This is a genomic window from Embleya australiensis, from assembly GCF_051903075.1.
Taxonomy (GTDB): domain Bacteria; phylum Actinomycetota; class Actinomycetes; order Streptomycetales; family Streptomycetaceae; genus Embleya.
Genome location: NZ_CP182422.1, coordinates 887,607 through 905,339, shown reverse-complemented (window position 1 = coordinate 905,339; position 17,733 = coordinate 887,607). Strand labels below are relative to the sequence as shown.

Sequence of the window (17,733 nt, the reverse complement as noted above, 5' to 3'; positions counted from 1 at the left end):
TTCGCCAGAGTTCACCGAAAGGGCAACCCTCATTGCCCCATCGGGACGAGCGGTTGCCGTTCGCCCCGACGCGACATCTCGGATCCGGGAGGATTGGGTCATGCGTACACCCGCGGCCGACCGAGCGCGCTCTTCGTCGGGTCCCGTCCCCGAGCCGGTGCGGCGCCGGGTCGTTCGGCAGGCGACCACGCCCGGGCCGACGCCCGCGCCGCCCTCGGGGGCGGACCGGGTGGGGGCTCTGCAACGTTCGATCGGCAACGCCGCCGTGGTCCGGATGATCCAGCGCCACGAACACGATCCCGATCGTGGGCACCCGGACTCCGAACCCCCGGGGCGGCGTTCCCTGGTGCACCGGGTCCTGCGCCGTCCGGGTGTCCCGCTCGACACCGGCGTACGAGAGGAGATGGAGGCCCGCTTCGGTGGCGCCGACTTCTCCGGAGTGCGCCTGCACAGCGGGCAGTTGGCACGCGGTTCGGCCGCCGAGGTCGGTGCCCGTGCCTTCACCTCGGGCCGGCACGTGGTCGTGGGTGCGGGTGGCAACGGCAGGCATACCCTGGCCCACGAGTTGGGACACTACCTCCAGCAGCAACAGGGTCCCGTCGGTGGTGCGGTCGACCATCGGGGGCTGGCTGTTTCCCATCCCACCGACCGCTGGGAGGTGGCCGCGGAGCGGCAGGCACGACAGGTGATGAGCGGCCCGGTGCCGGTGCTGCGCGAGCCCGCGCCCGGCACCCCGGCGGCGACCCGACCGCGGCCCGTCGGCGAGGAGCGAGGCGAGGACGGGTAGGCCGAGTTCCGCCGCCGGGGCCGAGGCGGGCCGGGTGTACGGGATCGCCGCGCCGCGGTACGGTCCGCCCCTAACGGCTCAGCGGCGACGGTGGCCGCCGCCCATCTCGACGTCCTCGTCCTCGCCCCTGTCGATGCGCACCATGCGGCCGTCGACATGGACGTACACGTAGCCGGTGTCCTCGTCGATGTAGGTGGCCTGCCCCGTACGCGGTTCGACGTGCAGGGTGTAGCCGCCGATCTCCCGGGGCCGATCACGATACGACGTACCGGAGGAGCTGCCCGCCTCGCCGATCCCGATGCTCGGTCCCGGCCGGTGGGGCAGGGTCATCGACGAGGACGATCCGCCCGTGAGGCCCGCCGGCACCGACCACGGCTCGTCGTCCATGTCGAAGTCCTCGGCGTCCTCGGCGTCCTCGGTCTTGATCGGTGCCGCGTCCTCCATCTCGACGTCCTCGGTCTTCATCGGCGTCTCGGATTGCTCGCGCTGGGCGAGCAGCTTCTCGCCCTTGCGTTGGATGGCCTTTCTGAGCTTGTCGCCGTTGGCGCCGGTGTGCAGGTACTTGGAAAGGCTCGGCACGCTGTAGTGGTGGTCGCGGCGTAGTTCGGCCAGCGTCCTGAGGAGGGCGTCGGGTGCCTTGGTCGCGTTGAGTTCGGCGGTGCTCCTGCCGTCGTCGGCGCGCCTCCATTCCTGGCACCAACCGTCGTTGCCGAGGCTCTCGATGACCGCCCGGATCGTGTCCATGCCTTCCTGATCGAGGTCGCCGCCCTTGGTGAACTGCTTCTCGACCGCGCCCTTCTTGCGGTTCTTCGGTACGGTCTCCACCTTCTTGGACCGAGTGGGCACATGTTTCCAGTGACCTCTGTCGCGGAAGCGGGCGACATAGCCGTTGAACCGGTCGGGGTGCAGGGCGACGAACTTGGCGAGATACTCGAAGGTCATCTGATCGCGCGCGTTGTAGCGGTCCGCGAGTTCGATGGCCCGTCGCCGGCTAGCGTTGGTGGGAGGTTCGCCGGGCCTGCCGTTCCAGAGTTCCCGCAATTCCGTTTCCTGCCCGGGGGTGAGCCGTTCGTGCCGGCGTCGCGGGATCGTGTGCGTGGCGGAGCCTTTGCCGATGCCGGCGGCCGCCGTCTCCGTCGTCCAGGTGTCCGTCAGGGGACGGGTGATCCGGCGGTAGGTGTCCTCTTCGTCGAGCTCCGCGTCGCTGGTGGGCGGAGTCACGTCCGCCTGTCGTGACGCGTATGCCCCGGGCACCCTGAGGGAGGGGCCGCCGCGACGATGGACGGCGCCCTGCGGGGCGGCCTCGTGCGCCATGGCCGGGGTGCTGGTGATGTCCTCCGCGACCATCTGCCGGATGTATTCCAGGTAGTGGGCGTCCATGACGTGTCGCTGATGCTCGTAGAGGGAGTCCACCGAACCCTGGAAGTAGTGCCCGTAGTTCTCGTCGAACGTCAGGTTCGTGAAGTCCAGCCGCTCCCGGTAGTACATCAGCGCCGCGGCGCAGCCCATGCAGGGGCGATACTTGCCCATGATGGAGATGGGGCCCCTGACGTCCCGGCGCGGCCTGATCCCGGCGTGGCGCAGCGCCAGGAGCAGCTTCTGCTCCGCGTGCACGGACCCCTCCTGGGTCTGCTGCCCCTTGTTCTTGCCGGTCTTCTTGGCCCTGGGATTCAGGGCGGCGAACCGGAGCAGGAACACCCTGCCCTCGTGGTCCTCGTCGGTGAGCATCCCGTGCAGGTCCGGGTCTTCGACGTCCACCACGATCACCGGCGAGTCCATCTTCGCGCGCAGGGCCATGGCAGTGGGGTCCGGGCCCCGCTGCTGTTCGCCCTCGCCGCGTTGCCCGGTGACGATGGCCCGGTTCTTGCGGCGGAAACTCGCGAGCTTCGCGCGCACGTTCTCCGCCTCGTGCCCGCGCAGGCCGCGGGTGAGCGCCGCGTCGCTCTGCTCGAACTCCAGCAGTTCCCCGAAGGTCGGCTCTGCCCCGACCTCGTGCCGACCGCGTTCCACGAGAGTGTCGATCGAGGAGTTGTAGTTCGACGCGAACACCAGTCGTCCGTTGATCAACATGCCTTGGACCTCGCGGTTGTTGCTGTCCTCGGCGGTGTTGTCCGGATCCTCCTCGCGCGCCTGCTCCTGGGCGCCCTTCATGCTGTCGAAGAGCAGGGCGCTGGTCTCCGACAGGGTTTCCTCGGCCTCCTCGCCCTGCTTGGATCGGGCGAACCGCATCCAGAACTCCCCGTGCGCCCGGCCCTGTCGGCGAGCGCCGTAGTTCACCATCGGGGGGTTGTCCACCAGCGTCGTGATCCCGGCCCTGACCTGATTCGGGTTCGGTGCGGGCGCCTGCTGTTGGGGTTGTTGCGCGGGCTGTTGCGCGGGCTGCCCCTCGTCGTCGGATTCCTCCTCCTCGTCGGATCGCAGACGCTGCACCGGGACCGGCACGGTCGAGGGCGGGCTCGGGCGGAGCATGCGCGCGACGGCCGCATTGCCGGCGGAGCCCTGAAGGGCCGACACGGTGTCGCGCGTGAGCCGATCGCCGGGCCGTGGGGCCGGGGTGGGCGATGCGCTCGACCGGCGTCGCCGATCCGCGCGCGTGTCCCGCCCGGCATGTCCCGGTGCGTCGACCTGCCGCTGCCACATGAGCCGGACCTCCTACGCCGCCGAGGGTCCCGACCACGATCCCGCAACAATGGCGCGCCGCCCACGGCCGCGAGGGTGCCTCCGAGGGCAATCCCGCCTGCCCCCGCCGCCCCCACGAACCGTGCCGGTCACCACGGGGCACCTCGCCCCGACCCTGCCGAAGTGGCGCGGGCACCGTACCGACCCCGCCGGAACCGCGCTTGCGCGACGCATGCGGCTTCGGACACTCGGGGGGCGGGACCCATGTGGCAGTCGTGGAACGGAGGGCGTTCCCGGGCGCCGGTCGACGACCGGCACCCGGAGGCGGCCGGGTCGTTCGGTGACTGCCACCGGGCCCGCATGCCCCGGAGGAGCACCCCACCGACGACCCACCCCGAAGTCGGCCTTGGGCAGTGGCGCTCGCGGTGGTGATCGGACACCTCGACCGCCACCGCGGCTTGGTGCACGGGCGCGGTCGTCGGCGACCGGGTAACCATGGCGGACGATCCTGTGAATGGGCGGGTGGCGGCAGGACGGTGCCGGACTCTTGCGACGGCATCTGCGACGGTGGGCAGCCGGTTCAGTGCACGGGGTCGGCCGAGATCTGCCGCAGGAGGGAGATCATGTCCGGGGCGACCCATTCCTCGGCGATCCTGTCTCCTTCGAAGCGGTACAGCTCGACGCTGCCGAAACTCACCTGCCGCTGCGTCGCCTCGATGCCCTGGAAGGTGCCCTGGTGGGTGCCGCCGAAGCGGACGCGCACCGCGACCTTGTCGCCGGCGCCGAACATCTCCTCGACGTGGATCCGAAGGTCGGGGAACCCGTTCAACATGGCTCGGGTACCGAACCTCCAGACCTCCCGCCCGATCAGCGGCTCCGGCGCACCGGGGACGTTGGCGATGAAGTTCTCCGTCAGCAACTCCGCGCCCGCCTCGACGTCGCGGCTCTCCACCGCCTTGTAGGCGGCGCGCATCAGGGCCATGTTCTTCTCGGGGTTCGTGCTCACGGGCTCTTCTCCTCGGTTCACCGAGCAGGGCGCGCCCGGCGGGTGCGGACCCGGCGGCACCACAAGACACGGCGCGGCGCCGCGCGGTCCCGCAGGGGGCGTTCGGTGCGCGTTCCTGCTCTCGATACGTCCAGTGGAAACCCTGCCCTCGCGTCAAGGTCAACCGCCGCGAAGCCGGCCGGCATGTCCGGTGTCGGTCCCTCGGCTGCCGGGCGGGACCTGCGGGACGGGTGCGGCGCCGCCCGGAAGTACGCCAAGAACGTCGGGCAGGTGAGCGACCCGAAGCTGCGTCGGTTGTTCGGTTCGGTCGCTCCGGTCGAGGCCCAGCACCGGGCGGTGTTGCCGGTGGTGCAGGCGCTGCTCGCGGGCAGCGCCCCGGACCTGATCGCGCTTTCGCCGGACGCGGCGAAACTCCCGACCGCCGGCGGCAGCGTCGGGTTCCCGGACGCCTTCTACCCGACCAAGGACGCCTTCCCGAGCAGTGAAGGGACCGTGAAGTGACCACTCGCAGGCACACGTGGGAGCCGGCCGTCTCCGAGGCCGAACTGCGCTCGCTCACCAAGGATCTGGACGAGGCCCACCGCGCCACGACGTTCCCCCGGCCTCGGACGGCACTTCCCGGGACCGGGCGAAGCGCTCCTGGTGGTGGTCACGGCCGCGGCCCTGGCCGTCGACGCGTGGGTGCACGCCGATCTGGCGGCGGTCTTCGACCGCAAAACGGAGGACATTTTCCAGGGCACGCTGTTTCGGATCGACGCGGCGACGGCCTCCCTGGCGGCCCTGCTGGTCGTGACGATCCGACACTGGTCGATGCGGGTGTTCGCGGTCCTGGTCGCTGCGGCCGGGCTCGGCGCGATCCTGCTCTACCGCTACGTCGACGTCGGCGCGCTCGGACCACTGCCGAACATGTACGAACCGATCTGGTACCCGAAGAAGACATCGGCCGCGTGGGCCGCGGGCGCCGCGACGGCCGGCGCGCTCGCACTGACCACGACATCCCTCGCCGGCCCCCCGGCGCCGCGCCCGACACGGACGTCCGTCGTGACCCGGCGGACCTGCGCCAACACGCCCTGCCCGCGCGCACTCCCGCTCACCGCGCCGCACGGTCGCCGATACCGTTCGTCCGCGTGCCGGCGGGCGAGCCACAGCGATCGGCGCCGCCTCGCGAAGCCGTCCCCGCACACGGATCCGGCGCGCGCCGCCGAGTTGGCCGACCTGATCCGCGACACCGCCGAGCAACTGTCCGACGCCGCGACCCGCGTCGCCGGGATCGCGCCCGACGAACACCACTGCGGGGACATCCGGGAACTGGTCGCACCGGTGAACGAGTTGACGCGCGCGTCCGTGGCGCACGACCGGGCATGGGGCGACTCCTGGCCCGACATCGCCGCACGACTGTACCTGCACCCGGAAGCCGTACGCCGGCGCCACCGGACACCGACCCCGGTGAAGACGCCGTGAGTCGGGAAGCCCCACCGGCCGGGGCGCCGCCCCGACCGGGGGCATCGCGACAGCAGCCGCGGCACTCGCAGCACACCTGCGGAGCAGACGGCCACCGTGAGACCGCCGTATCGGAGCACGCGCTTCGCGGTGCGCCGTACTCCCTCGGCCGCGATGCGGAACTGCGCAGCGTGCGGTGTGCCATGATCCTGCTCGTCCATGGGTATGTCCGCCGGCGTCGGGCCCCCGTCACCGATCCAACGAGCCGGCGCGGCGACCCCGAAATCACGGGCTCGACGACGCGTCGCTGCCGGAGTGCGATGTCCGCGTTGTCGGCGTCCCGTTCGGCAACGGCGACTCGCGACCACTCCACGGCACCCGAACGACGTGGCCCGGTATCGGCTGCCTGTTTTCCCAAGCCGGGCACATCCCGTCGACCCGGCGGCACGTCGGAGGGAGTGCATGGGCGGGACACGAACGGAGAGTCCGGCGCGAAGCCGGAGCTGCTGCTCGAGGGGGCGTCGCGGCGTCACCGCCACGCCGGGGCCAAGGCTGCCCGACGGAGTTCGGGGACCGAGGGCCGCCCTCACGACCTGCAGCCCGAGACGACGACCGGATGCTGCGGCACGATCGCGCGCACTCGAACCACCCACCGGGATCCGACACCGAACGCAGGAGTTACCGCCGTGCGGCATGATCCCCGGGGCCGCCTCGCGCCACACGCCACGCGAGGCGATTCCCTCCGGGGTCCGCGAATGCGGGTGTCAAGCCCCCCACACAACGATCGTGGAGGCCGTCGGCCACCGCGACCGGGAACGCGCCGGCGTGGTCGCGGTCGCGGCGTCCGGATTCACCAGACGCCGGGGATCAGGCGCGGGGTGCGTGCGGCTTTGTGGGCGTTGTGCGCGTAGTGGTCGCCGAGGGCGGTGGCGAGCACGGTGCGCACCAGACCGCTGGGGATGCTCGGTCTATCCGACCTGTAAGCAACTCGCGTACAGCCGCGTGCGGGGTATGTCCCGCCTACTTGCGCGGAAGCTTGTGAGTTCGGAGTCGGAACGGGCGCAGTTCACCGAGCCGAGGCATCGTGCCGCATGGCGTGCGTTGGCGTCGGGGTTGCCCGTTTGCGGTGCTCGATCCGGCTTGGCGACTATGGAGTTCCGCGATTTCGGCGAGCGTCGGTCCGTGCAGCGTCCGAACTTCGAGGCTGTGGACCTGGGGGAGCATCCGGTTTCTTTCAAGGGCCTTGTGGATCTGACGGCGGTGGTGGTCGAGGGCGGTGTGCACACGGGGGTCCGGTCCGAGGGTGCGATCACCTACGGGTCGTTGACGGACGTCGGCCTGGACGAGACGCACATCGGCCCGTTGCGGTTCGCGGATGTCTTGATGAGGCGCTGCGATTTGTCCAACGCGCGGTGGCGCGAGGTCGGGATGTCCCGGGTGGAGTTGGACGGTTGTCGGGCTGTGGGCTTGGCGTTGAGCGGCACGCTCGACGACGTGTACGCGGTGGACACGCGGTTCGACATGATGGCGCTGGGCCGTGAGCGTGGCCGGGCGTGGACGGTGTTCGAGCGGTGTTCGTTCAGGGATGCCGTGTTGTCCGGCTCGTTCGATCGGGTGATTTTCCGTGATTGCGATCTGTCGGGTGCCGAGTTCGAGGCGACATCGGCTCGGGGGGCGGATGTGCGCGGTTCGCGTCTCGACGGGGTGCGCGGGTTGATGACGCTGCGGGGGGCCACGTTGGACGGGGACCAGGCGCGCGAGGTGGCGGAGCAGCTCGCGGCGGAGGCAGGCTTCGTCGTCGCGCGCTGATCCGCCGTCCGGCGGGTGCGGTTATTTGCTCCAGTTGTCCCAGGTCGGCCGGTTGTCGAAGCGCTGGCCCTGGTTGTCCCAGGTGGGCCGGTTGTCGAATCCGGCGAGGGGAACGGTGGCGCGGGCGGCGGCGACGAGGGGCCATGAGGGCGGCGAGGTGGTCGCGGCCGACGGTGAGGGGTTCCCCGCCGTGCCAGACGACTTCGAAGCCGGGTCGGGCGGCGGCCCAGCGGTCTACGCTCGCCGCGACGCTCTCGGCGACGACCGGCGACATGAGGTGCCTCGTCTTGCGGAAGGGCAGATAGCAGTAGCGGCAGTCCAGGTTGCACAAGGTGGTGGGCTGCATGATCACCGACTTCGGAACGGTCGTCAGGCGCGCGGACATCGGAACCCCCGTTCGAATGCGATGCGGATCAGGACGCCGGGTGGGTGCATGTGTACCGATGCGGCGAAGGCGACCGATGGCCGGTCGGGCGTCGCGGGCGCTACCGGTTTCCGCCCTGGTGTCAGGGTGCCGCCGCCCGGCGGGATTCTCCACGGGCTTCTATACATGTGCATGGTGATTCACCGGGGCTCCGACATCGCCGGCTCCCACAAGCCGTCGGATCGCTGCATGCGATGCCCGAGACCTGATGGGGCGAAGACGAATATGGCGACCGGCTTGTCATGAAGTCGAATTGTCGGCGGCCTTGTTGCGTCGATGAACTTGACCGCTGTCGCCGTGGAGGGTGAAGGTCGTAGAAGTCCGTGCGCATCCGTCGATTCGGGGGGCGTCGTGGCTTTACGGTTCATCGCGAAGGATCCGGAGAGCAAGACGGGCGCATCGCCCACCGTGTGGGTGGACGACGAGACCGGTGAGGTCGTCGTCCAAGGTTGGCTGCCGGGCGAGGCGCTGTTGAGTTGCCCTTCACCGAACGCCTCGGTGAACTGATGGGCGCGGCCCGGTTGTCCGCGGTGCATTGGGAGACCCGGGACGATTACGCCGTCGACGGTGAGGACGAGGACTTCGAGGCGTGGCGCGCCGGGCGGCTCTCGGATGAGGAGGAGGCGTCGTGGTGGGCACCGTTCCTGGACGAGGTGGTCGCGGCGACCGGTCGCGGTGTCGCGTTCCGCCGGTTGCGGGTGGTGTCCGAACCGGTTTCGGACTACCTCCGTTACGAGCACGTCGGCACCGGACAGAACATCAAGGCCGGTGAGCAGGTCCGTTGGTTGCCTCGCGCACGCGCGGGCGACCTCTTGTTGCCCGCGCTGGACGGTTGGGTGTTCGACGAGCGGGTTCTGCTGCTGCATCACTTCGGCGGTGACAATCGCATGATCGGCCACGAACTGGTCCGCGACGCCGCGCGGGCCGCCGCGTACGCGGCGGCGTTCGAGCGGTTGTGGGAGCGGGCCACTCCGCACGAGGAGTATCGACTCGGCTGAACCGGACCCTCACCCCTCGTACGCGTAGCCATGGCCACTTCACCGTCCTCCAGCGCGCAGGCCGCTCGCGAGGCGCTCGGTGCGCGCCTGCGCGAGATCATGCGGAACGCGGGTCTCGACGGCGTCCGACTCGCGGCCCGGGCCGGGTGGCACGCTTCCAAGTCCAGCAGGCTGACCACCGGCACGACGCTTCCATCACCGGCCGACTTTCGCACCTGGTGTGCGGTGTGTGGCGCGGACGACCAGGTCGAGGACCTGCTCGCTCGTTCCCGGGATGTCGACTCCCTGTACGTGGAATTGAAGCGGCGACACAGGGGCGGCCTGCGTCGACTCCAGGAGTCCTACACCGCCGAGTTCGAAGGAACACGTCGCTTTCGCGAGTATCGCTGTGACGTGCTTCCCGGATTCGCACAGACCCACGCCTACGCACAGGCCCTGTTGGCCTCCGTGGCCCGCTTCGACCGCATCCCCGACGACTCGCAGGAGGCGGCAACCGCCCGGCTCGCGCGATCCTCGATCGTCCGGACACCCGGAGAACGCACATTCGTACTGCTGATCGACGAAGCGGTCCTTCACCACCGCATCGCGGACGACGCCGTCATGGCCGAGCAACTGGACCACCTCCTTACCCTGATGACGTTCCCCGCCGTCTCCGTAGGCATCGTGCCGCTGCGCGCACGCCGGGACTCGATCCTGCCCCTCGAGTCGTTCCTCGTCCTCGACGACTCCCAGGTACACATCGAACTGCTCACCGCCGAGATCCGCGTCACCGCCCCGAGCGAAGTCGACGGCTACCTCCGCGCCTTCGCCGAACTCACCCGCCTCGCCGTCCACGGCGCCCGAGCACGCGCGTGCATCGGCGCGGCGATGAACACCCTGGTCTGACTTCTCCTCACGAATCGGCCGAACGCGCCGAGGTGAGCCGCAGCCGGACCCCGAGGAGGACCTCCATGGTGAGTCCGGGCGTAATCATGCCGAGGCTTGCGCTCTGCTCTTCGGCACGAGTGCGCAGCAAGTCCGCCGGCTCCGTTCCACAGATGGTGTTCGACATCACGCTGTGGTTCGAGAAGATGGGAGAGTTCGGGGTCCAAGGACTCGTCTGGTCCACATGGACCCCGAGCGACGGCCACGTCGTTGCGATATCTGCACCCCGACGTGCGATCGATCACGAGCGCGGGTGAGGCTTTGCGCGTCTATCTGACGTCGGTTCGGACCGGGTTCGGTCGGTAGCTGGCCCATGGACGCTTCGCCGGGCATTGCCCAACCGGAAAGCGGTCTAAACCTGCAAGAGGCGCTGGCCTGGGCTTTTGCCCTGGTCAGCGCCTCTTGAACACCGTCGGGACGACAGGATTTGAACCTGCGACCCCTTGACCCCCAATTGGGCGAGGGGAGCGTTTGCGCAGGTCGGAGGCATTTGCCTGCTCGCTGTGACGTTCTATTTCCACCGTATCGTGACGATTCGCGCAGGGCGTGTGGTCCACAACTGGTCCACAGGGCGGAGTCTCTCTGGCGTCCGTTGGCATACTGGACGCATGGACGCGCGCGTGCACTACGCAGATGTCCGGCCGTATGCGGTGCCGGACGGCTTCGCGGAGTTGGCTGGCCCGGCGGAGGGCGTCGTCGTGCTGCCCACTTCACTGGATTGGACCCCGAAGGAGTCGTACGACTTGGCGGACGACGCCGATGTGCGTCTGTTGTACGAGACGGTGCTTCGTGAGGCGATGCATGCCGAGGATCTTCGTCGTCACGTGAACGGGGACCTGCTGGCGCACGTGTGGTCGCGGTTGTGGTTGCCGCTGCGTCTGCGGGTGATGTGGGAGTCGAGGTTCCCGGACCTGGTGCCCGCCGCCGCATAGCATTTCGGCCATGGATCCCCTGCATGCCAGGCTCGCCCGTGTCGGTCTCGCCGCTGCGGCCTCGTACGGTTTCGTCCTGGCGGGCGGCTACGCGGTCCAGGCCCACGGCTTCCTCGAACGCGTCTCGGACGACGTCGACCTGTTCACCGACGTCACCGACCCCACGGCGTTCGCTGAGGCGGTGGATCGTGTGGCTGCGGCCTACCGGACCGACGGTTTCACGGTCGACGTCGAACTCCTCGGGGACGTGTTCGCCCGCTTCACGGCGATCGACGAGGCAGGCCGCGCGGCGAAAGTCGAGATGGGCTGCGACTGGCGATCCCGCCCACCGGCACACCTCGACATCGGCCCGGTGCTCCACCCCGACGACGCGGTCGCCAACAAGGTCACCACCCTGTTCGGCCGAGCCGCCCCACGCGACTACCTGGACGTCGACGCCGCCCTCGCCTCCGGCCGCTACACAGAGGAACGCCTCCTCGAACTGGCCGAAGAACACGACGCAGGCTTTGACCGCTCCTACTTCGCTCTGGCCCTCCAAGCCGTCGATCGCTGGCCGGATCGCGAATACGCGGTCTACGGCGTGAACGAAGAGCAGATCACGACCATGCGTGGGCGGCTCAAGGCGTGGGCCGTTCGTATCAGTGATGCATAGTCGGCACCGGCGCGAGTAGCCGCACTCTCCGTGTGGCTCAGGTGAACAGTGCGAGCTCTTCCTCTTCGGGTGCCTGAGTCAGTCCAGGTTCGTCCGAGAGGAACCAAAGACGATTTGCGGGACAAAATACTCTTTACAGGGTGTGACGTCGCGCCTGCTCGGGCGCGAGGTGGAGGTCGTCGAGGAAGTCGTCCTTGACGGGCTTCGCCATGGTCTCGGGCCGGTAGCGGGGGTGGTACAGGTGGAAGTCGTTCGCGCCGATCCACAACTGGTCGACCGCTGCCATCCAGCGGAGGCAGCCTTCGCGCTCGGCGGCTGACAGCCCCAGGTGGCCGAATAGGGCGGGCAGGTTTGCCTTGATCTTCCGGTATTCCGCCAAGGCGCCGTACGTAAGGTCGACGACGTGTCGAGTGGCGTCTGCCCGGGACATGCCGCGCTCTTGTTCAAGGACGAGGACGGCGTTGCTGGGGTCGTTGCGGGTGATGTCTTTGGGGAGCGAGTAGATGTCGTTCATCCAGGCGCACCCGTCGACCGTGCGGGTGCGCAGGGAGTCGAACTCCCATGAGTTGTGGATGACATCGGGCAACTCGTATCCCGTCCCGATCTCCACCAGGTCCAGGGCGCCTCGGGCCCATACGTTGTTGCGTCGTTGGATCATGTACTCGTCGAAAGTCCACACGCGGCGGACGCGCCGCTGGGTGGCTTCGTTCGACATGGCGGTCAGCCAGTCGAGCGTGTTGTTGAACATGCGGTTGCACCACATGGCGGACATGCGCTGTCCGGTGCGCCGGATGAGGTCGACCAGCGCGCTCTCGGCGGGGTGGTTGACATGTGGGGGGTTCTCGGGATCGCCGTGCACGATGTCGGCAAGGTTCTCGATGACCTCGGCTGCCGTCCGGGGATTGCTGCCGACGGCGCCGTCGAAGAGGTCGTCGAAAATGATGGCCCAGCCCATCCAGTCCGTGCACAGCCGCAAGTCCGCGCCGCGGAGATGCGGCAGGACAACGCCGCAGACCAGCGCGATGTCCCACGATGCGATGCCCTCGATGGCACGCGGGCTGCGCACCATTCCGTGCTCCAGGAGCCAGGCCGCGTGATGTGTCGCGGCTCGGTCCACGTCAGGGCTCACTCGTCGAGTGAACGGAATCCGGAACACGCCAGGCCGCACGGGAGCTGTCCGCTCCAGCAGGATGGGGTTGAGTTGAGGGTCCATGCCGTCCTCCTTGGCCAAGTGGTGAGTGGTGGCATCAATCCCGGCGAAGGTGCCGCCGTCAGCGGCCCTGCCGTAGCCCTGGCGACCCTGTCGACCGTCACACGCTCGTCCTCGCCTTCGCTCCCCGGGGTCGCCCGGGTTTTCGATCGGCGAGGCCCCCGAGCTCGAGGTCCATCGGGGCGCGAGATCGGCAGTGATCCGGGTTGAACGTTGGCAAACAGCACGGGGCGGGACCACCACTGGGCAGCCCCGCCCGAACCGCTCATCGGATCACCTGCTGACGGCGGACGCCGCCTTCTGCCGCGCCCCGGTGCCGACACGGTGGCAAGGGGCTTCACGAGGTGAAGAAGGCTCCCGAAAACTGCTGGGGGTCATCGAAGTTCACCGCGGCTTTCGGCGGCATCTGGTGTGTGGCGCCGTCCTCGGTGAACAACTCGGCAGTGAACCTCGTGTTGTTCCGGGCGGAACGGGCGGTGAACGGCTCGCTCAACGATGCGCGGCCTCCACCGACGCCGGTCGCCGACACGGACACCGTGTCGCCGCCTTGGTCGGGCTCGCTGTAGAGGTCCACAGACCCAAGGCCTGTCATGACTCCTCCTTCTCGGCCGCAGCCGCGGCAAAGCCGACGGCGACGTGGACGCTGCGCAGGCGCACGGCTGTCCTTTCGATCGTTCTCAGGCGACCCGACTGTCGACGGGTTCCGACCGCAGCGCTGCCGAGGGGCTGCGGCGCGCTGGACCGCGGCCGGCGCCGGGGCCGGCGTGCGGACACCCGTGATCTCGATGTCGCCGGCGTGCGGCGGCCCGGTCGGCGATGGCGGCCTGCTCCGCCGGGTCAACCGCGAGACCCCACCGGGCCTTCATCGCGACCGGGTCCGCCAAGTACGTGCAGTCGTACGGCTGATACGGCGGCACCCACTCACGGACGTCCTCGTCGGCCTTGGCTCGGTTCGTCACGGCCGACACCGCGATCGGCAGCCGGTCGTCACCCAAGTCGTTCGCGTGCTGCGCGCGCTCCCTCGGCGTCCACGCGCTCGCGCCGCTGTCCCACGCCTCGGCCGACGCGGCCGTCGCCGGTGCGGAGCACACCACTGCGGACAGCGCTGCCGCGGCGGCAGCAGCGGACCGGCAACGCAGTGGAAGACGCATCCGACTCCCATCCATACGATTCGTTGGTTCGGGTAGTCGTACAGGCCCGCGCCACTCCGAGTCGAGTCAGGCGCGCGGGCGTTCACCCGCCCGGACGACGAGGTGCCCGCACTTGGGCGACGCAGGCTGTACGGTCACCCCGACGGGTGGATGTGTGTGAATGGGGGACCCCGGCGCGCCAGTCGACGGGATTGAAGAGGGCCTCTGGTGCCCTGGACGGTGCGGTGCATTCGAAGGTACCGGTGGCGGCGTCGGCCGAGCCGGGCAGGGAGAGCATCGGGAGTGCGGTGCCGGTGCCGGTGCCGGCGCGGGTGCGGGCGCGGGCTCACACCAGTTTGTCGCCGGCCGCGTCGAGCGCGGGCGACAGGCTGCGGTATCCCTGCCCGAACTCTCGGGGAGCGGTCCAGGAGCCGCTGAGGCCGTCACCGGGGCGGTGTGTCCACAACACTTTCTGGTGTCCGGCGTAGGAGACGAACAAGCCGCGCCCGGGGGTCCAGGCGACCGCGGGGCGGTGTGGGTCCTGTGGATGTCCGGGAAGTGAGCATTGCCGAGGGCGGCCAGGTGTAGCGGCGAAGACATCCGGCGGGGCCCCGGCTTGGACTTTTTCCCTGGTCAGCGCCTCTTGAACACCGTCGGGACGACAGGATTTGGACCTGCGACCCGTTGACCTCCAGCGCCCGAACGGGCGTTCTTGCCGTGCCCGTTGGTGCAGAAGCCTTGGGCTGGACGCTTTCCTGTCCGGGTGTCATGGGGATAGTCGATGCCGCGTGATCCCCAATCCGTGAGAGGGCCGTGAGAGGGCCGTGAGATAGGTGCTGTTGTCGCGACATGCTCGCCGCCTCGGGAGGAGGGGCCCGGGGACCGACGCCCGCACCTGTCGAGGTAGCGGCCACCGTGTCGACGGTGGCCGCTACCTCGTTCGGTCAGGGTGTGGTGGGGCAGTGCAGTGTGGGGGTGTTCCGGTGAGCGCCCGCACTGCTCAGGTCGGCGAAGCCGGTGCCGGCCAGGCCGAGGACCGCCTGAGCGGTGGCCCTGGTGGCGGTGGCCGGGTTGTACCCGCCGGCGTCGTAGGCGATCGCGCCTCGCGTGGCCGTGGATGCCGGGCAACCGACCTGACGTTCGGTCAGGAAATGCCGGGCGGCCAGGCCCGGTATCACGCGCCAGGACGAGAGCAGGGCCTGGGCGGCCAGGCCGGTGCTGTTGGCGTTCGAGGTGGTGGCGCCCACCGTACCGAAGCCGCCGTCGGAAAGCTGGTGTGAGGCGAGCCAGTTCAGTCCGGCTGTCGCTTCCTGGTGGCGCCCGGTGGCGGCCAGCGCCTGCACGCTCATCGCGGTCGAGTCGGCGTCGCTGGTGCAGGTGGACAGACCGTAGTCGAGGGGGAATCCGCCGTCGGCGCAGTGTGCGTCGGCCAGGAAGTCCACCGCGGCGGCGGGGGCGCCGGCCGGAGTGCGGTCGAGCGCCAGGAGTGCGAGGGACTGGCTGAAGGCGTTGCTGTAGTCGCCCCACGGCGAGGTGTCGGTGAAGCGGCCGGAAGGCTTTTGCAACGAGCGCAGCCGGGCCGGGAGGTCCACGCCGCCGAACGAGGTGGGGTCGACACCGCGTACCTCGGCGGCGAGGAGGGTCTTGGCGGTGGCTCCGGCGTAGGCGTTGGTGGTGCCGTCGCCGATGTACCCGGACAGGATCTCCGGGCGGGCGAGCCACGTGGTGGCCTTGGCCCCGTTGTCGTCGGCGACCCCGGCGGCGGCGAATGCGAAGATCGCGTCGATCGTCAGGCCCTGGTCGGGGTAGGTCACTCCGTCGAAGGTGGTCTCGAAGCGTTCGCCGTCGACGAGTTGCCGGGCCAGCCATCCCGCCGCGGCCTGGGTGCGGTTGCCGGAGAGTATGGACACGTTTGCCTGGGGCGTCGTGTCGGTCGTCGGCGGTGCCGCCACGGCGGTGGACGGGATCAGGGCGGCCGTACCGGCGAGGGCCAGTCCGCCGAACAGCGCGGCGATCCGGCGTCCGGGTCGGGTGAGCGTCATCACAGTGCCTTTCCGGGCCCATGGCACGGCGGACCCGGGAGACCCGGCGGCCGAGCGGGCACACCGACGGCGGCACCGTCCCGACGCACGGGTCGCTGGGGCTCCGTCCCGCGGACCACGACGGGGATGGGAGACGAACACTCCGGCGGCGGGCATTCGGGCTCGCCGTCGGGAGGGACGGATCACCGCTGCGGGTCAGCGCCGGATTCACACCGGACTTCCCCCGTCGTCGGAGCTACTGCGGGTCGTCGCACAAGACGATCGAACAGATGAAGACGCCCGGAATCGGTACGTCGACTGCTCAGACCTGCAGATCCCGCACTCTACGGATCGCTCACTCCGGAAGGAACTCCCTTTCCGGCCAACAAGATCGCCGGCACATGAAGGATGGATCCGGCACTGGGCCGAGACGCGCACGACGCGGAACCCGGAAATCCTTCTTGGGGCTTCGGTACCTGCCTGCACGCCGACCTGGGGTGCGACGGTCCGACGGTCTCAGTACGCGCGACAGATTGGTCGACACAGGGGCATGTCGAACGGGTCGGCGTCCGAAGCGGATGAGGTTCCGGGTCGGGTCTGGTGCCGGCGAGGGCCGCGTGTCATGCTGTGGCCTGCTGTGCGACGGCGAAGCCGAGGAAACCGGTGTGATTCCGGTGCGGTCCCGCCACTGTGATCGGGGAGCGACTCCCGTCAAGGCCACGGCCCCGCTTCGGGGTTGGAAGGCCGGGGGAAGTGTTGATCCGAGAGCCAGGAGACTCACGTCGTCGCCACCTCGACACAACCGGGGCGGATTTCCCCGAGAGAGGCCGGTGGTTCGCCATGTCTGTGGTGCTGAGCCGTATCTACACTCGCACGGGCGACGCGGGCACGACCGCGTTGGGCGACAACTCCCGTGTCCGTAAGACCGATCCTCGGATCGTCGCCTATGCCGACACCGACGAGACCAACGCCGCCATCGGCGTGGCGCTCGCGCTGGGCTGCCTGGACGCGGAGTTGCGGAACGTCCTGGAAGGCATCCAGCACGACCTGTTCGACGTGGGCGCGGACCTGTGCGCTCCGATCCGCGACGGAGACGAACGCCTGCGGGTCCGAGACGAGGACGTATCCCGCCTCGAGCGTCTGTGCGACACGTTCAACGAACGGCTCGAGCCCTTGCGGTCGTTCGTACTGCCGGGCGGTACACCCGGTGCGGCGCTCCTGCACACGGCGCGGACGGCCGCACGCCGGGCGGAACGCTCGGCGTGGGCGCTGGTCGACACGGACACGGAGTTGTCCGGCGGCGAGGCGGCGACGGTGAACCCGGTGTGCGTCCGCTATCTGAACCGTTTGTCGGACCTGCTCTTCATTCTCGCGCGGTTGGCCAACGACGGCGGGCGCGGCGACGTGCTGTGGAGTCCCGGCCGCAACCGCTGACATCGGGCCGCCACCGTTCCGCCGGCGATATCGCACCGGTCCTCGACAGCCGTGGCGGCACGAACGACTCGCTCGGGAGCCAACCGAATTGCGTTCCCGGACTTGCCACCCGGCCGCCGCCGCGGCCGGGTGGCAAGGCTACGGTCGCGGTGACCGGATCCCGCGGCTCGGCGCCGGCCGAAGGCTCCGAGGAGCTCTCCCCCATGCGCTCCTGTGCGCCCCTGCGCGGGCACTTGCCCCGCCGGTCGACCCCGAACATCTCCCTGTCGGCCGGCGTCGCCGACACACAACGCACATCCGACGCGCCCAGGCCGGACGCGCATCGCGGGGTTCCACGCCCATCGTCG

General features: G+C 69.5%; 17 protein-coding genes, 1 pseudogene and 2 riboswitches. Of the genes and pseudogenes, 9 read left to right on the top strand and 9 right to left on the bottom strand.

From position 1 onward, the window contains the following. Window positions 1-100 precede the first annotated feature (100 nt). On the top strand, window positions 101-787 hold the full coding sequence (locus tag ACMXN5_RS03785; protein WP_439673979.1) for an eCIS core domain-containing protein: 687 nt from the start codon (window positions 101-103) through the stop codon (window positions 785-787). Between the two features lie 78 nt (window positions 788-865). On the opposite strand, the gene ACMXN5_RS03780 is transcribed toward ACMXN5_RS03785, so the two are convergent. Further along, window positions 866-3,217 carry a hypothetical protein gene (locus ACMXN5_RS03780; RefSeq protein ID WP_439673978.1) on the bottom strand — a complete coding sequence of 784 codons (2,352 nt, stop codon included), beginning with the start codon at window positions 3,215-3,217 and terminating at the stop codon, window positions 866-868. A gap of 769 nt (window positions 3,218-3,986) precedes the next feature. Next, window positions 3,987-4,412, bottom strand: a complete 426-nt coding sequence (locus ACMXN5_RS03775; RefSeq protein WP_439673977.1) for an ester cyclase — start codon at window positions 4,410-4,412, stop codon at window positions 3,987-3,989. Between the two features lie 183 nt (window positions 4,413-4,595). Here ACMXN5_RS03775 and ACMXN5_RS03770 point away from each other — a divergent pair, with 183 nt between their 5' ends. The 3 genes from ACMXN5_RS03770 to ACMXN5_RS03760 all read left to right on the top strand — a co-directional run bounded on the left by ACMXN5_RS03770 (window position 4,596) and on the right by ACMXN5_RS03760 (window position 7,661). After that, window positions 4,596-4,913 carry a hypothetical protein gene (locus ACMXN5_RS03770; RefSeq protein WP_439673976.1) on the top strand — a complete coding sequence of 106 codons (318 nt, stop codon included), beginning with the start codon at window positions 4,596-4,598 and terminating at the stop codon, window positions 4,911-4,913. A gap of 141 nt (window positions 4,914-5,054) precedes the next feature. Then, a complete protein-coding gene (locus tag ACMXN5_RS03765; RefSeq protein WP_439673975.1) occupies window positions 5,055-5,873 on the top strand; it encodes a hypothetical protein in 819 nt (272 codons plus the stop codon). Between the two features lie 1,161 nt (window positions 5,874-7,034). After that, complete coding sequence (locus ACMXN5_RS03760) at window positions 7,035-7,661, top strand: pentapeptide repeat-containing protein (RefSeq protein WP_439673974.1); 627 nt, start codon at window positions 7,035-7,037, stop codon at window positions 7,659-7,661. 21 nt (window positions 7,662-7,682) lie between these two features. On the opposite strand, the pseudogene amcA reads toward ACMXN5_RS03760, so the two are convergent. Next, a pseudogene (gene amcA / locus ACMXN5_RS03755) lies at window positions 7,683-7,790 on the bottom strand (multiple cyclophane-containing RiPP AmcA); the annotation flags it as partial. A 771-nt stretch (window positions 7,791-8,561) separates the two neighbouring features. Here amcA and ACMXN5_RS03750 point away from each other — a divergent pair. After that, window positions 8,562-9,083 (top strand): DUF6879 family protein, encoded by a 522-nt coding sequence (locus ACMXN5_RS03750; protein WP_439673973.1) that lies wholly within the window; start codon window positions 8,562-8,564, stop codon window positions 9,081-9,083. Window positions 9,084-9,113: 30 nt separating this feature from the next. Next, the gene (locus tag ACMXN5_RS03745; RefSeq protein ID WP_439673972.1) at window positions 9,114-9,968 is read left to right on the top strand and encodes a helix-turn-helix domain-containing protein; all 855 of its coding nucleotides are present in this window, start codon (window positions 9,114-9,116) and stop codon (window positions 9,966-9,968) included. Between the two features lie 7 nt (window positions 9,969-9,975). Here the strand turns inward: ACMXN5_RS03745 and ACMXN5_RS03740 are convergent, their stop codons facing one another. Beyond that, entirely contained in the window at window positions 9,976-10,098 is a 123-nt protein-coding gene (locus tag ACMXN5_RS03740; protein ID WP_439673971.1) for a hypothetical protein, read from the bottom strand. 517 nt (window positions 10,099-10,615) lie between these two features. On the opposite strand from ACMXN5_RS03740, the gene ACMXN5_RS03735 reads away from it, so the two are divergent. Further along, complete coding sequence (locus tag ACMXN5_RS03735) at window positions 10,616-10,939, top strand: hypothetical protein (protein ID WP_439673970.1); 324 nt, start codon at window positions 10,616-10,618, stop codon at window positions 10,937-10,939. Window positions 10,940-10,949: 10 nt separating this feature from the next. After that, the gene (locus ACMXN5_RS03730; protein ID WP_439673969.1) at window positions 10,950-11,591 is read left to right on the top strand and encodes a nucleotidyl transferase AbiEii/AbiGii toxin family protein; all 642 of its coding nucleotides are present in this window, start codon (window positions 10,950-10,952) and stop codon (window positions 11,589-11,591) included. 133 nt (window positions 11,592-11,724) lie between these two features. Here the strand turns inward: ACMXN5_RS03730 and ACMXN5_RS03725 are convergent, their stop codons facing one another. From ACMXN5_RS03725 to ACMXN5_RS03705, 5 genes are all read right to left on the bottom strand, one after another. Next, window positions 11,725-12,804 (bottom strand): terpene synthase family protein, encoded by a 1,080-nt coding sequence (locus ACMXN5_RS03725; protein ID WP_439673968.1) that lies wholly within the window; start codon window positions 12,802-12,804, stop codon window positions 11,725-11,727. A 334-nt stretch (window positions 12,805-13,138) separates the two neighbouring features. Beyond that, window positions 13,139-13,393, bottom strand: coding sequence for a hypothetical protein (locus tag ACMXN5_RS03720; protein WP_439673967.1), 255 nt, complete (start codon window positions 13,391-13,393; stop codon window positions 13,139-13,141). A gap of 85 nt (window positions 13,394-13,478) precedes the next feature. Beyond that, window positions 13,479-13,952 (bottom strand): hypothetical protein, encoded by a 474-nt coding sequence (locus tag ACMXN5_RS03715; protein ID WP_439673966.1) that lies wholly within the window; start codon window positions 13,950-13,952, stop codon window positions 13,479-13,481. 325 nt (window positions 13,953-14,277) lie between these two features. Then, the gene (locus tag ACMXN5_RS03710; protein ID WP_439673965.1) at window positions 14,278-14,400 is read right to left on the bottom strand and encodes a hypothetical protein; all 123 of its coding nucleotides are present in this window, start codon (window positions 14,398-14,400) and stop codon (window positions 14,278-14,280) included. 475 nt (window positions 14,401-14,875) lie between these two features. After that, the gene (locus tag ACMXN5_RS03705; protein WP_439673964.1) at window positions 14,876-15,973 is read right to left on the bottom strand and encodes a prenyltransferase/squalene oxidase repeat-containing protein; all 1,098 of its coding nucleotides are present in this window, start codon (window positions 15,971-15,973) and stop codon (window positions 14,876-14,878) included. Between the two features lie 130 nt (window positions 15,974-16,103). After that, a riboswitch (cobalamin riboswitch) is annotated at window positions 16,104-16,238 on the bottom strand. Between the two features lie 367 nt (window positions 16,239-16,605). Next, window positions 16,606-16,731: riboswitch (cobalamin riboswitch) on the top strand. Window positions 16,732-16,792: 61 nt separating this feature from the next. Between ACMXN5_RS03705 and ACMXN5_RS03700 the strand changes: the two genes are divergently transcribed. Next, a complete protein-coding gene (locus ACMXN5_RS03700) occupies window positions 16,793-17,386 on the top strand; it encodes a cob(I)yrinic acid a,c-diamide adenosyltransferase (RefSeq protein ID WP_439673963.1) in 594 nt (197 codons plus the stop codon). Window positions 17,387-17,733: the final 347 nt, after the last annotated feature.